This is a genomic window from Pannonibacter indicus (assembly GCF_001418225.1).
In the GTDB taxonomy this organism is placed as follows: domain Bacteria; phylum Pseudomonadota; class Alphaproteobacteria; order Rhizobiales; family Stappiaceae; genus Pannonibacter; species Pannonibacter indicus.
In genome coordinates this window covers 148,384-160,780 of the sequence record NZ_LIPT01000006.1, presented here as the reverse complement: position 1 = coordinate 160,780, position 12,397 = coordinate 148,384, and the positions used below count along the sequence as shown (strand labels likewise).

The 12,397-nt window shown below is 64.9% G+C and carries 12 protein-coding genes; 6 read left to right on the top strand and 6 right to left on the bottom strand.

Features of this window, described 5'->3' with window-relative positions; all coding sequences use genetic code 11:
* On the bottom strand, positions 1-783 hold the full coding sequence (locus ASC48_RS11220; protein ID WP_055455823.1) for a class I SAM-dependent methyltransferase: 783 nt from the start codon (positions 781-783) through the stop codon (positions 1-3).
* Between the two features lie 135 nt (positions 784-918).
* Between ASC48_RS11220 and gloB the strand changes: the two genes are divergently transcribed.
* Together gloB and ASC48_RS11210 are read left to right on the top strand one after the other, a co-directional pair.
* A complete protein-coding gene (gene gloB / locus ASC48_RS11215) occupies positions 919-1,692 on the top strand; it encodes a hydroxyacylglutathione hydrolase (RefSeq protein ID WP_055455822.1) in 774 nt (257 codons plus the stop codon).
* A gap of 3 nt (positions 1,693-1,695) precedes the next feature.
* Positions 1,696-2,133: a cupin domain-containing protein gene (locus ASC48_RS11210; protein ID WP_055455821.1), complete on the top strand. Its 438-nt coding sequence runs from the start codon at positions 1,696-1,698 to the stop codon at positions 2,131-2,133.
* A gap of 122 nt (positions 2,134-2,255) precedes the next feature.
* On the opposite strand, the gene recQ is transcribed toward ASC48_RS11210, so the two are convergent.
* Positions 2,256-4,142 carry a DNA helicase RecQ gene (gene recQ / locus ASC48_RS11205; RefSeq protein ID WP_072242590.1) on the bottom strand — a complete coding sequence of 629 codons (1,887 nt, stop codon included), beginning with the start codon at positions 4,140-4,142 and terminating at the stop codon, positions 2,256-2,258.
* A 507-nt stretch (positions 4,143-4,649) separates the two neighbouring features.
* Positions 4,650-5,003, bottom strand: a complete 354-nt coding sequence (locus tag ASC48_RS11200; RefSeq protein ID WP_244270045.1) for a helix-turn-helix domain-containing protein — start codon at positions 5,001-5,003, stop codon at positions 4,650-4,652.
* Positions 5,004-5,291: 288 nt separating this feature from the next.
* Between ASC48_RS11200 and ASC48_RS11195 the strand changes: the two genes are divergently transcribed.
* The 3 genes from ASC48_RS11195 (at position 5,292) to ASC48_RS11185 (ending at position 7,978) form a co-directional block, all read left to right on the top strand.
* Complete coding sequence (locus ASC48_RS11195; RefSeq protein ID WP_055455819.1) at positions 5,292-5,696, top strand: YchJ family protein; 405 nt, start codon at positions 5,292-5,294, stop codon at positions 5,694-5,696.
* 91 nt (positions 5,697-5,787) lie between these two features.
* Positions 5,788-6,249 (top strand): TspO/MBR family protein, encoded by a 462-nt coding sequence (locus tag ASC48_RS11190; RefSeq protein ID WP_055455818.1) that lies wholly within the window; start codon positions 5,788-5,790, stop codon positions 6,247-6,249.
* Between the two features lie 100 nt (positions 6,250-6,349).
* Positions 6,350-7,978 (top strand): AMP-binding protein, encoded by a 1,629-nt coding sequence (locus ASC48_RS11185; RefSeq protein WP_055455817.1) that lies wholly within the window; start codon positions 6,350-6,352, stop codon positions 7,976-7,978.
* Between the two features lie 3 nt (positions 7,979-7,981).
* Here the strand turns inward: ASC48_RS11185 and ASC48_RS11180 are convergent, their stop codons facing one another.
* From ASC48_RS11180 to xth, 3 genes are all read right to left on the bottom strand, one after another.
* Complete coding sequence (locus ASC48_RS11180) at positions 7,982-9,091, bottom strand: GNAT family N-acetyltransferase (RefSeq protein ID WP_055455816.1); 1,110 nt, start codon at positions 9,089-9,091, stop codon at positions 7,982-7,984.
* A complete protein-coding gene (locus tag ASC48_RS11175; RefSeq protein WP_072242589.1) occupies positions 9,084-10,484 on the bottom strand; it encodes a lipopolysaccharide biosynthesis protein in 1,401 nt (466 codons plus the stop codon). Before ASC48_RS11175 ends, ASC48_RS11180 begins: the two co-directional genes overlap by 8 nt.
* Before the next feature lie 88 nt (positions 10,485-10,572).
* Positions 10,573-11,382, bottom strand: a complete 810-nt coding sequence (xth, locus tag ASC48_RS11170; protein ID WP_055455814.1) for an exodeoxyribonuclease III — start codon at positions 11,380-11,382, stop codon at positions 10,573-10,575.
* A gap of 236 nt (positions 11,383-11,618) precedes the next feature.
* Here xth and ASC48_RS11165 point away from each other — a divergent pair, with 236 nt between their 5' ends.
* Entirely contained in the window at positions 11,619-12,368 is a 750-nt protein-coding gene (locus ASC48_RS11165) for a glycoside hydrolase family 25 protein (RefSeq protein ID WP_082440092.1), read from the top strand.
* Positions 12,369-12,397: the final 29 nt, after the last annotated feature.

Sequence of the window (12,397 nt, the reverse complement as noted above, 5' to 3'; positions counted from 1 at the left end):
TCAGCGGGTGCGCGGCGGCGTTCTGTCGCGCCGGTTCGGATTGAGGCCGGGGGTGACGCCGGCCTCCGGCACGAAGACGGGTCTCAGCACCCTGAGCACGCTGCGCTTGCCGCCATCGGCCTGGGCGGGTTTGTAGAGCCGCTTCTGCGCCTCGATCACCAGAAGACCCGCAAAGGCCGGCCAGAGTGCGCGGCCCACGGTTTCCCAGGTGCGGGCCGAGCGCAGGATGACCTTCGATTTCACCGGGGGAATGTAGAGCGTTTCTTCCCTCGAGATCACGTCGAACTGGCAGCTCTGCAGCAGCGCCTGGATCTGGCTTTTGGAGAACGGGCGGCCATAGCCGAAGGGCGAGGTTTCCGCCCGTGCCCAGACGCCGCGCCGGTTCGGCACGATGACGATCAGCTTGCCGCCCGGCACCAGCACGCGCCAGGCCTCGCGCAGCAGGGCGGCAGGATCGCCCGCCATATCCAGCGCATGCACCATGATGGCGCGCTGGAAGAAACTGTCGGAAAAGGGCAGCTGATCCGCTTCCACCAGAACCGAGGCATTGGCCCGCTCGCGAGGCCAGTGGACGACGCCCTGCGCCGCCGGCATGGCCGCAACGCAGCGCTCCGCCTCATCCATGTAGGGGCGCAGGAACGGTCCCGCATAGCCGATGCCGAGCAGGCTTTCGCCCTTTGCGCTGGGCCAGAGGGAGCGCACGCGCGCGCCGATGAGGCTGCGCAGCAGGCGGCCAAGCGGCAGGTCGTAAAAGGTTCTGAGATCAGCAACGTCGAGATACATGGCCTGCCCGGTTCAATCCGGCGCGATTGAACCTTGCCTTGACCCAAGACGCAAGGGCTGATGACCCGATCGCCCTTGCCCCTGCCTGCGGCATTTGCCACTCTGCAGGCCGGATTCATCAACGGGAGAGACAAAATGGCGCGGCTTCAGATCAGGCAGTTTCCCTGCCTGTCCGACAATTACGGTGTGCTGGCACGCGATCCGGAGAGCGGATCGGTGATCGCCATCGATGTGCCGGATGCCGCGCCCTATCTGGCGGAACTGGCCGAAACCGGCTGGCGCCTCACGCATATTCTCATCACCCACCATCACTGGGACCATGTGCAGGGGCTGGTGCCGCTGAAGGAGGCCACCGGCGCACGGGTCATCGGCCCCGGCCTGTCGCGCGACAAGATTTCCGGCCTTGATGAAGTGGTGGAAGACGGCGACATCTTCCACATCGCCGAGCTGAAGGTGGAGGCCATCTCGACGCCGGGCCATACGCTGGACCAGATCTCCTGGTGGTTTGAACAGGCGGGGGTCATCCACACCGGCGACACACTGTTCTCGCTGGGCTGCGGGCGCGTCTTCGAAGGCGACATGGAAATGATGTGGGCCTCGCTCGGCAAGCTGAACCGCCGCCTGCCGGATGATGCGGTTGTCTACTGCGGCCATGAGTATACTCTGTCCAATGCCCGTTTCGCGCTGAGTGTTGATCCGGATAACGCTGCGCTCAAGGAAAGGGTAGCAGAGGTGGAGCGGCTGCGGGCGGAGCATATGGCCACCCTGCCCACCACGATGGGGCGGGAGCGGGCCACCAATCCGTTCCTGCGGGCGGGTGATCCGGCCCTCGCCGCAGCCCTCGGCATGGCAGGGGCCAGCCCTGCCGAAGTCTTCGCGGAGCTGCGGGGACGTAAGGACAGGTTCTGAGCCATGAGACCGCTGACCGGATTCACTGCCGCCGAAATCATCGAGACGCTGGGCATGCAGCCGCATCCCGAGGGCGGTTATTACGCCGAGACCTTCCGCGATCCGGTCTGTGATGCATCAGGCCGCGCGGCCTCGACGGCGATCTATTTCCTGCTGCCGGAGGGCGTCTTGTCGCGCTGGCACAAGGTGGATGCGGTGGAGGTGTGGCACTGGTATGGCGGGGCGCCGCTGGAGCTTCTGATCAGTGACGCAGAAGGGCCGGTTGAGCTCGTGACCCTCGGGTCCGATCTGGCCGCGGGGCAGCGCCCGCAGGCGGTGGTGCCGCGCCACGCCTGGCAGCAGGCGCAAAGCCTTGGTGATTTCACCCTCGTGGGCTGCACAGTCGCCCCCGGTTTCACCTTCGACGGCTTCGAAATGGCCCCGGAAGGCTGGCAGCCGTGAGGGGGTGACAGATTTTACATGCCGTTCTTTCCGGCATGAAGCCCCTCCATTGTCATCCCGGATCTCCGCTGCGCTTCGTCCGCGATGACGATGGAGAGGTGGAAAATCAGGCGTTGCCCGGCTCACACGCCCGCTTCAAAGGCCTCGACCAGATCGATGATCTGCGAGCCGTAGCGGTCGAGTTTCGACTGGCCGACACCGGAGACGGCGAGCAGGGCATGGGGCGTCAGGGGCCGGGCGATGGCGATGCCGGCAAGGGTCGCGTCCGGGAACACCACATAGGGCGGCACTTCGTTTTCCCGGGCGATCTGGGTGCGCAGGCGGCGCAGGCGCTCGAACAGCAGCCGGTCTTCAGGATCAAGATCATCGGCAAGGCTCGCCGACCGTTCCCCGCGCGAGGCTCTGAGGCTGGCGGCGGCGCGGTCGCGGCGCAGCAGCACCTTGCGCTCGTTGCGGAACACGGCGCGGCATTCGTCCGTCAGCACCAGTGCGCCGTAATTGGCATGATCGACGCCGACAAGGCCCATGGCGACCAGCTGGCGCGCCACCGATTGCCAGGTCTTGGGTGAAAGCTCCTTGCCGATGCCATAGACCGACAGCTTGTCGTGGCCGAAGCGCGCGATCTTGTCGTTTTCCTTGCCCAGCAGCACGTCGATCACATGGCTTGCGCCAAAGCGCTGGCCGGTGCGGTAGATGGCGGACAGGAACTTGGCGGCAGCTTCCGTTCCGTCCCATGTCTCCACCGGAGACAGGCAGGTGTCGCAGTTGCCGCAAGGCTGGGAATAGGTCTCGCCGAAATGGGCCAGCAGCGCCTGACGGCGGCATCCGGCGGTTTCGCAGATGCCGACAAGGGCGTTGAGCTTGGCGGTTTCCGCCCGTTTCACCTCTTCCGGTGCTTCGCCTTCGGCAATCATGCGGCGGCGCTGCACCATGTCGGCCATGCCATAGGCCATCCAGGCCTCGGCCGGGGCGCCATCACGGCCCGCGCGTCCGGTTTCCTGATAATAGGCCTCGACGGAAGACGGCAGGTCGAGATGGGCGACGAAACGTACATCCGGCTTGTCGATGCCCATGCCGAAAGCAACGGTCGCCACCAGCACGAGGTTTTCTTCCAGCAGGAAAGCGTCCTGATTGGCCTCGCGGATCTCCCGGTCGAGCCCGGCGTGATAGGGCAGGGCGCGGATACCCTTCTCCGTCAGCCAATTGGCGATGTCCTCCACCTTGGCGCGGGACAGGCAATAGACGATGCCGCTCTCGCCCTTGTGGCGCTTGAGGAAATCCAGCAGTTGCTGGCGCTGGTTCACCCGCTCGACGATCTCGTAGCGGATATTGGGCCGGTCGAAGGAGGTGGTGAAGACCTGCGCCGTCTCCAGCTTCAGCCGGACGCGGATATCCTCCTGCGTATGCGGATCGGCGGTGGCGGTCAGCGCCACACGCGGCACACCGGGATAGCGGTCCGCAAGGCTCGCCAGCTGCAGATACTCGGGCCGGAAATCATGCCCCCACTGGCTGACGCAATGGGCCTCGTCGATGGCAAAGAGCGAGATGGCCGCGCCATCCAGCAGGCGGGAGAAGCCGGCCGTCGCCACCCGTTCGGGCGTCACATAGAGAAAATCCAGCGTGCCCTTGCGCAGCTCTGCGGCAATGCGCGCCTGCTCTTCCGGCGGGACGGAGGAATTGAGCGCGGCAGCGCGCACGCCAGCACCCGTCAGTGCACCGACCTGATCCTTCATCAGCGCAATGAGGGGAGAGATCACCACACCCGTTCCGGGGCGGCAGAGCGCAGGGATCTGGAAGCAAATGGACTTGCCGGCCCCCGTGGGGAACAGCACCACCGCATCGTCCCCGGCGATCAGCGTGTCCACCACCTCGCGCTGGCGGCCGCGGAAACTGGGGTAGCCGAACACATCCGCCAGAACCTGTGCAGGATCCTTCGCTGCGGGCCTTGCGGTGCCCTCAGACGCTGCTGTGTACTCTGTCCCGGCGAGACGAGGCTGTGCTTGCGGCATGAACAGGTGATTCCTTCGTCGCCGCACCATCCCCTATTCGCCCGCACCGGGCAATGTCAGCCTGTGGATGACCTGTGCAAGACCGCGAGGTTTTTGCAGCGGCAAGGGCTTCAGCCGTCAATGTTGCCCTGCTGGCCTCGAATGTAGGATTCGATATAGCTGAAGACCTCGGAGGCTCCATCGTCCGTCTCGATCAGGTCAATCGGACGCCGCCCGCTCCCTACAGCACATTGGAGGGCGCGCTCGCGAGCGGCTTCGCTACCAACAAGCTACACCACGCGCCGGGACACGATCTGACGGATCTGACGGTTTGTGAAGGACCGTTGGTAAGATCCTTGTCTCGAACAGTGTCAGTACGTCGAGCCACTTGAACCCAGTCTTGTTCAGACAGCCAACAATAGAGGTTGTAGCCATCAATGTAGATGCGCGTTCGCAACGTCGGCAATGTCTGGCCCAAGACATAAAAAACCGGCTTGCGCCGGCTTTTTCGCCCAACCTACGGGAGCCCTAGGAACCTGTTGGCAAACACGGCCAGGGCAGTTCCCCATCCAGTTCGGCGAGTGTTTCCAGTGCCTTGCCGCGAACGGCGTCACGCTTGTCCTTATAGGCGAACAGATCCTCCGCCCTGCTGCGCCGGTGACGGCCAACGCGGTCATAGGGAATATCGCCGCGCTCCAGCAGCCCGATCAGGAATGGCCGGGACATGTTGAGAATGTCCGCCGCCTGCTGGGTCGTCAGCATCTGAGAGACAGGAACGAGCGTTACCGCGTCTGCCTTGCCGGCATGCCGCAGGAGGTCCATCAGAAGCGCAGACAAGGCTGGCGTCAGGATGACATCGGCAGGCTTGCCATTTTCCAGCACGCGCAAGACCGCTCCGCCCGCTTACGCAGCGAGAATACGCCGCAACTGGTTTGCCGCTTCCCGCTCCTTCCTTGAGGGAAGCCTGCTTCCGAGTTCATGGGCGTTGGCGGAAATGGACATCACATCCTCTTGTTGCATCTTTCCTATGGGATTTCATTGAATCACTTATTTGAAACAGCCGTAATATTCGAAACAATCGAAAAGCATCCGCATACCTCCCACCTCGACGCCCTCCCGCATCCGCGCTAGAAATCGTCCTCAGATCCTTTCCACTGCGGACCTCCCCTCATGACTGATGCATCCCCCTGCCCCTGCGGTTCCGGCCAGATCCTGGCGCTGTGCTGCGGGCCGGTGCTGGCGCGCAAGGCTGTCGCGGGAACGGCCGAGGCACTGATGCGCTCACGCTACAGCGCCTATGTGATGCAGGACATTACGTATCTGAAGGAAACGCTCTGGCCGAAATATCAGCCGGGTTTTGACGAGGCGGCTACGGCCCGCTGGGCCTCGGAAAGCCGGTGGACGGGCCTCAAGGTGCTGCAGACCACCGGCGGCGGACCGGATGACCGGGATGGAACGGTGCTGTTTGAGGCGCGGTATCTGTCTTGTGCACAATTGCACATCCACCGGGAGCTCAGCCGTTTCCGCAAGAAATCCGGCCGCTGGTACTATGTGGAGGCGATGGAGGAGACATGAGCGCGGCAGCCCGCCACACTGGTGCTGACTGATCTGAGGGAACAGACGGAACGGGACGCGAACCCCATTTCCAAATCTCTGGAGACACGCAATGACACGCAAGCCATCGCTCCCCCTTCTCGCCGTTTTCCTTGTCATCAGCGTGGGCGGCGGGCTGCTGATCGGCGCCACGAACCTGCCCGGCGAATGGTATGCCGGGCTCGCCAAACCCTCCTTCACACCGCCCAACTGGCTTTTTGCGCCCGTGTGGACCGTGCTTTACATCCTCATCGGCATTGCCGGCTGGCGCAGCTTTGGGGCTGGCGCAGGCTCCCCCCTGTTCTGGCTGTGGGTGCTTCAGATGGTGCTGAACTTCGCCTGGAGTCCAACCGTCTTCACCTTTCACCGGCTGGATGCAGGGCTCGGCATCATTCTGGCGCTATTGGCCTCGATCCTCGCCTTCATCGCCACAGGCTGGCAGCGCGACCGGCTGGCGGCCCTGCTCTTTGTGCCCTATGCCGCCTGGGCCGGCTTTGCCACGGCGCTCAACCTTGCGCTGGTGCAGCTGAACTGACCCCGTCTCTGGCCGGGTGGACTGTCAGCTTTGCCAAGGTTATTGCACCGCAGCACGGAGGGGGATAGGCTCCGCCTCCGGTTTGTGACGGGACAAGGCCATGCTTCAGCGGGCAGCAGATTTCGGCAGCTTGCGGCGCCAGTTCACCTGGCAGCTGCCCGAGCGCTACAACATTGCGGCTTCCACCTGCGAGGCATGGGCCGCCGCTGAACCAGAGCGGCTGGCCATCCGTGAGATCGGCGAGGACGGCAAGGCCACAGACTGGAGCTATTCGGCGCTTGCCCGTGCCTCGGCACAGCTTGCCAACGCACTGTCTGCAAAAGGCATATCGCGCGGGGACCGGGTGGCGCTGCTGCTGCCGCAATGCGCCTGGACGGCGATTGCCCATCTCGCCATCTACCGCATGGGCGCCATTGCCGTGCCGCTGGCGGCCCTGTTCGGCCCCGAGGCCCTGCGCTACCGGCTGGGCGATTCCGGTGCGCGGGCGCTGATCACCAATGATCAGGGCCTTGCCAAGGCGCTGCCGCTCAAGGCGGATCTGCCGGGGCTGGAGCTGCTGATCACCACCGGCGCGCCGGAAAGCGGCAGCGAGAGCCTTTCCGCCCTTTGCGCCAATGCACGGGACAGTTTCGCAACCCTGGATACCAGCCTCCATGATCCGGCGCTGATGATCTACACCTCCGGCACCACCGGCCAGCCCAAAGGCGTGCTGCATGGGCACCGGGTGCTCTTGGGCCATCTGCCGGGCATTGAGCTGTCGCAGGAGTTCCTCGGCCAGCCGGGCGACCTGCTGTGGACCCCGGCCGACTGGGCCTGGGCGGGCGGGCTGCTGAATGCGCTGTTCCCGGCCCTGCATCTGGGCGTGCCGGTGATTGCGAATGCTGCGCGCAAGTTTGACCCGGAAGCCGCCTTTGCCCTGATGGAGCGGGAGGGGGTGCGCAATGCCTTCATCCCGCCCACGGCGCTGAAGATGCTGCGGGCGGTGGACAGCCCCGGCAGGCGCTTCCACCTTGCCCTGCGCAGCATTGGCTCGGCGGGCGAGTCGCTGGGCCGTGAGGCCTATGACTGGGCGAAGGCAGAACTGGGCCTGCCCGTGAATGAATTCTACGGCCAGACCGAATGCAACGCGGTGCTTGGCTCCTGCGCGGGGCTCGGCATCAGCCGGGCGGGCGCCATCGGCGTTGCCATTCCCGGCCATGAGGTGGCGGTGATCGATGAGGCGGGCAATCCCCTGCCGCCCGGAACGCTGGGACAGATCGCCATCCGCCGCCCCGATCCGGTGATGTTCCTCAGCTACTGGAACAAGCCGGAGGCCACGGCGGAAAAGTTCATCGGCGACTGGATGACCACCGGCGATCAGGGCGAGATGGACGCCGATGGCTATGTCCACTTCACCGGGCGCGATGATGACCTCATCACCTCCGCCAGCTACCGCATAGGCCCCGGCGAGATCGAGGATTGCCTCTTGACCCATCCGGCGGTGGCGCTGGCTGCCGTCATCGGCAAACCGGATCCGCTGCGCACGGAAATCGTCAAGGCCTATGTGGTGCTGGCCGACGGGCACCAGCCCTCGCCGGAGCTGGAAGAGGCCATCCGCATCCACGTGCGTGACCGCCTCTCGGCGCATGAATACCCGCGCGAGATCGCCTTCATTGATGAACTGCCGATGACCACCACGGGCAAGATCATCCGCCGCACCCTGCGGGATCTGGCAAGGAAAGAGGGCTGACCCTTACCTTCGCCGCAAAACCCGCCGCGCCAGCGCCTTCACGGCCCGGAAGGCGAAAGCATCCAGCTGGTGCAACCGGTGCAGCAAAGCGCCCGCCGCACCGCGCAGCAGCACGGGATGGGCATAGGTCAAGCGCCCGCGCCACAGGGGCTCGATCATCGGGTGGCCAGGCACTGCAAGGGAATCGCCGCCGAGCGGCAGCGCCGGGTCGGCAAGCGTCGTCCGCATGGTATGCAGGGCCAGATGCTGGCCGGGCGAAAAGCGGGCAAAGTCCTCGTCAAAGGCAATCTTCCAGGCAAAGGCGCGGCCGCCTGCCTTGATAACCGCGAGCATCGCCAGCGGCTTGCCATCAAGCCGCATCCGGTCCAGCCGCAAGCCATCCATGTCTGCAAGCCGTGCGGCAAATCCTTCCGCAAAGCGGCGCGTCACCTCGCGGCTTGCCAGCGCCGTTGCACTCCTGCCCTTCCAGCCGGAGCCCTCAAGCGCCAGAAACTCTGCCATGGCGGCCAAGGCTTCGTCGCCGGTCAGGCTGTCGAAGACCAGTTCACCGTCTTCCGAGAGACGGCGCTTCAGCCGCTCCATCTCCTTGCGGCGCTTGGTGGTCAGGGCGGCGGCAAGCTGGGCCTCGCCGTCTGCCGCGCCATCATGGGACGCGCGCTCTTGCACCGGCCCTTCCAGCCAGCGCCAACTGACGGCGGCGGCCTTCAGCCGCTGCGTCACGGCACCGGCCACGGGCAGAAACGGCAGGCGCAGGACCGGGGACCCGGCGGCAGCTGTCTCCAGCAGCAAGGCCAGCGCTTCATCCGGCGCCTGCGGATGCACCAGTGGCACGCCAAGCGGGCCATATTCTGCCGCCCAGAACGTCCGCTCCCGGAAGAGGAAACCGCAGCGCCGCAGCGCAACGGGAGCCGCTGCCAGCCAGCGCCCGCCGCCCCTTTCGCGCACCACGGCAAGCCTCAGGTCCGCCGGCCCGAGATGGGCGGCATAAGGCACGAGAAAGGCAGGAGAGAAGAAGGGGGTGGGGCTCAGCGCCTCCCGCACGAGCACATCCCATTCCGGCGCATCGGCCACCGGCAGCAGCAGGCCTTCCGGTTTTTCAGCCGTTTCAACCATTGCGGCCCTCCCGGCTCAGAGCGAGGGAGAAGGCGAAGGGCGCAAAGGACAGCACGCCAAGGCGGCGGCGGGCAACGAAGATCAGCGCCAGCGCCTCGCCGGTGATGGCAAGGGACGTCGCCACAGCCGCGCCCATCAGCCCGAAAGGCGGGATCAGCAGCAGGTTCAGCCCCACATTGAGCACGAAAACGCCGGAATAAATCGCGGCACAGGCCTTCTGCAGGCCGCACATGGAGAGAAGAGCATCGGCAGGCCCGGCGCTGGCCCGCGCCAGCACGCCGATGAGCAGCACGGCAATCAGCGGCGTGCCCGCCTCGAACCCCGGCCCGAACAGGGCCAGCAGAAAGGGTGCTGCGGCGATCAACACGCCGGCCGCTCCCACTGAGGGCCAGAAGGTCCAGAACCCGGCGCGGCGGACATAGGCCTCGAAGGCGCTGCGGCCCGCGGCCTCATGAGAGGCGCCATGCAGGGCGGCGAAGCGGTGGGCGGAGGCGGCACGCACGGCGAAATAGATGAAATGCACCAGCGCCAGAGTTTTTGAGGCGGCAAAGTAAACCGCCACCTCGTCCGGGCTCTGCCAGAAGCTGACCATGATCACATCGGCGCTGGTGACGAGCTGCAGAAAGCCCTCCACCAGCAGCATGGGCAGGGAAACCGCCAGCCACAGGCGCGGCGCATGGGCCCGCGGGCCCGCGGGCAGCTGCCGGCCAATCACCCGGTTCAGCCGCCACAGCTGGTCCAGTGCCACCAGAGCACTGGCAACGGCCCCGGCCAGCACCGCGGTGGCAGCATCCACCGCAAACCCCGCCTGAAGGGCGAGGAACAGCAGAAGCAGGATCAGCAAGGGCCGCCAGATGAAGCTGGGCATCAGGCCCAGATCCGGCCGGTCATGCGCTCTTGCAATGCCATCCTGCACACCTGCGAGCGCAAAGAACGGCAAGGCCAGCATTGCCAGCATGAGGGGCTGCACATAGGCCGGATCGAGAATGGGACGCAGCAGCAGCACCATCAGCGCCACGGCCGTGCCGATGACGCAGGCCGCCAGAAAGACAATCACCCGGCTGGCCGTGAGATAACCACGCAACAGCGCCAGCGCGCCCTCACCCCGGTAAAGCGGGATGAAACGGCCGGGTGACGAGGAAAAGCCGAGGCAGGCGAACAGGGCGAGGATCATCACCACGGTCCAGACGACCGAATAGATGCCGTAGTCGAATGCGCCCATCCAGCGGGCCATCAGCACTTGTGCCACATAGGCGAGCGCAGCACCGGCGATACGGATGGCCAGCGTCACCAGCGCGGCCTTGCGGGCGCCCCCGCCCGCAAGGCTCAGCCAGAGCCGCTGAAGACCTGCTGCCTGTTGCCCGGCCTTTCCGCCGCCGTCCTGCGCCTGCACCAGATCCAGTCCCTCTGCACATCCAACACCCCGCGATCCTGCCACGGCAGCCTTAAGATTATGCCAAGACCGGATCTTCTAGCCGGCGTCAGGCCTCCAGCCGCGCAATCACCGGAACGTGGTCGGAGGGCTTTTCCCAGCCTCTCGCAGCACGCAGCACTTCGATGCCGCGGGCGTGCGGGGCAAGGCTCTGGGTCATCCAGATGTGATCGAGACGGCGGCCCTTGTCGGCTGCATCCCAGTCCTTCGCCCGGTAGCTCCACCAGGTGTAGAGCTTGTCGGACATGGGGACGTGCTGGCGCATCACATCCACCCAGTTGCCGCCGGTGCGGATGGCTTCCAGCAGTTCCGTCTCCACCGGTGTATGGCTGACGATCTTCAGCAGCGCCTTGTGCGACCACACGTCATGCTCATAGGGCGCGACGTTGAGATCCCCCACGACAACGGCCGGACGCGACGCCTCGTCCCCGGCCAGCATCGCCTTCATCTCGGCCATGAAGTCCAGCTTGTGACCGAATTTCTCGTTGACCGTCCGGTCCGGCTCGTCGCCGCCCGCCGGCACGTAGAAGTTATGCAGGCGGAACGAGCCGCCATTGAACGGCACGCTGGCGGCAATGTGCCGGGCATCGCCCTTGCCGCAGAAATCCCGCCGTTCCACGGCCTCCAAGGGGCGGCGCGAGACGATGGCAACGCCGTGGTAGCCCTTCTGACCGCTGATCTCCACGTGCTCATAGCCCAGCTTGCGGAAGGCTCCGAACGGAAAGTTGGCATCCGGGCACTTGGTTTCCTGCAGGCACAGCACATCCGGCGCATGGGTGATGAGGAAGGTCTCGACAATCGGCATGCGCAGCCGGACGGAGTTGATGTTCCAGGTGGCGAGGGTCAGGCGTTCGGTCATGAAGAGGTCCGTAGGTGTGAGCCGGGACAGGCTGTGCAGCGGGCGTGACAAGTCTGGACAAGCACGTGACCCGGTGTTGCCCCGCCCGTCAAGCCGGTTTCAGACAGCAAAGACGGTGCAGCACAGGCGGGGTAACCGCAAATGCCGCATTCCCGCCACGATTTTTCTACGATCCGTTAGGACTTTTCGCGCAATTTGACGCTAGGTGTTTGTAATTCGTTAACCCGGAGGAACACGTGTTCCGGCGCCCGCGCTTCCTTGCCATGCTTGCCCTTACCGCGCTTCTGTCCTCCTGTTCGGGGGTGGAATACCGCGATCCCATGCCGCAGGACTTCCCTGTCCACGGCATCGACGTGTCCCGCTGGCAGGCGGAGATCAACTGGCATGAGGTCAAACGGGACGGTGTCGAATTTGCCTTCATCAAGGCGACCGAGGGCGGTGATTTCATCGACCCGATGTTCGTGACCAACTGGTATGCGGCCAAGGAGGCCGGTGTGCCGCGTGGTGCCTACCATTTCTATTATTTCTGCCGCCCTGTCGAAGAACAGATCGCCTGGTTCATCCAGAATGTTCCGCGCGATCCCGAGGCCCTGCCGCCGGTGCTCGACATGGAGTGGAACCACATCTCGAAGAACTGCCCGAAACCGCCCCCAGCCGACAAGATTGCCGCAGATGTTGGCGTGTTCCTGGATGCCGTCGAAGCCCATTACGGCAAGCGTCCGATCGTCTACACCACCATCGACTTCCACCGGGACGTTCTGGTCGGCAGATACACCGGCCACGACTTCTGGCTCAGGTCGGTCGCCAGCCATCCGAGCTACAAATACGACCGGCGCGACAACTGGGTTTTCTGGCAATACACCGCGCAAGGCACCATCAAGGGCATCAAGGGCCCCGTCGACCGCAATGTCTTCTTCGGCACCCGGTCCCAATGGCAGCAGTGGCTGCGCGGCGAACTGCGGGCAAGTGATCGCAGCCTGAAATAACGCATGGCGCTATATAACGCCATGCGTTA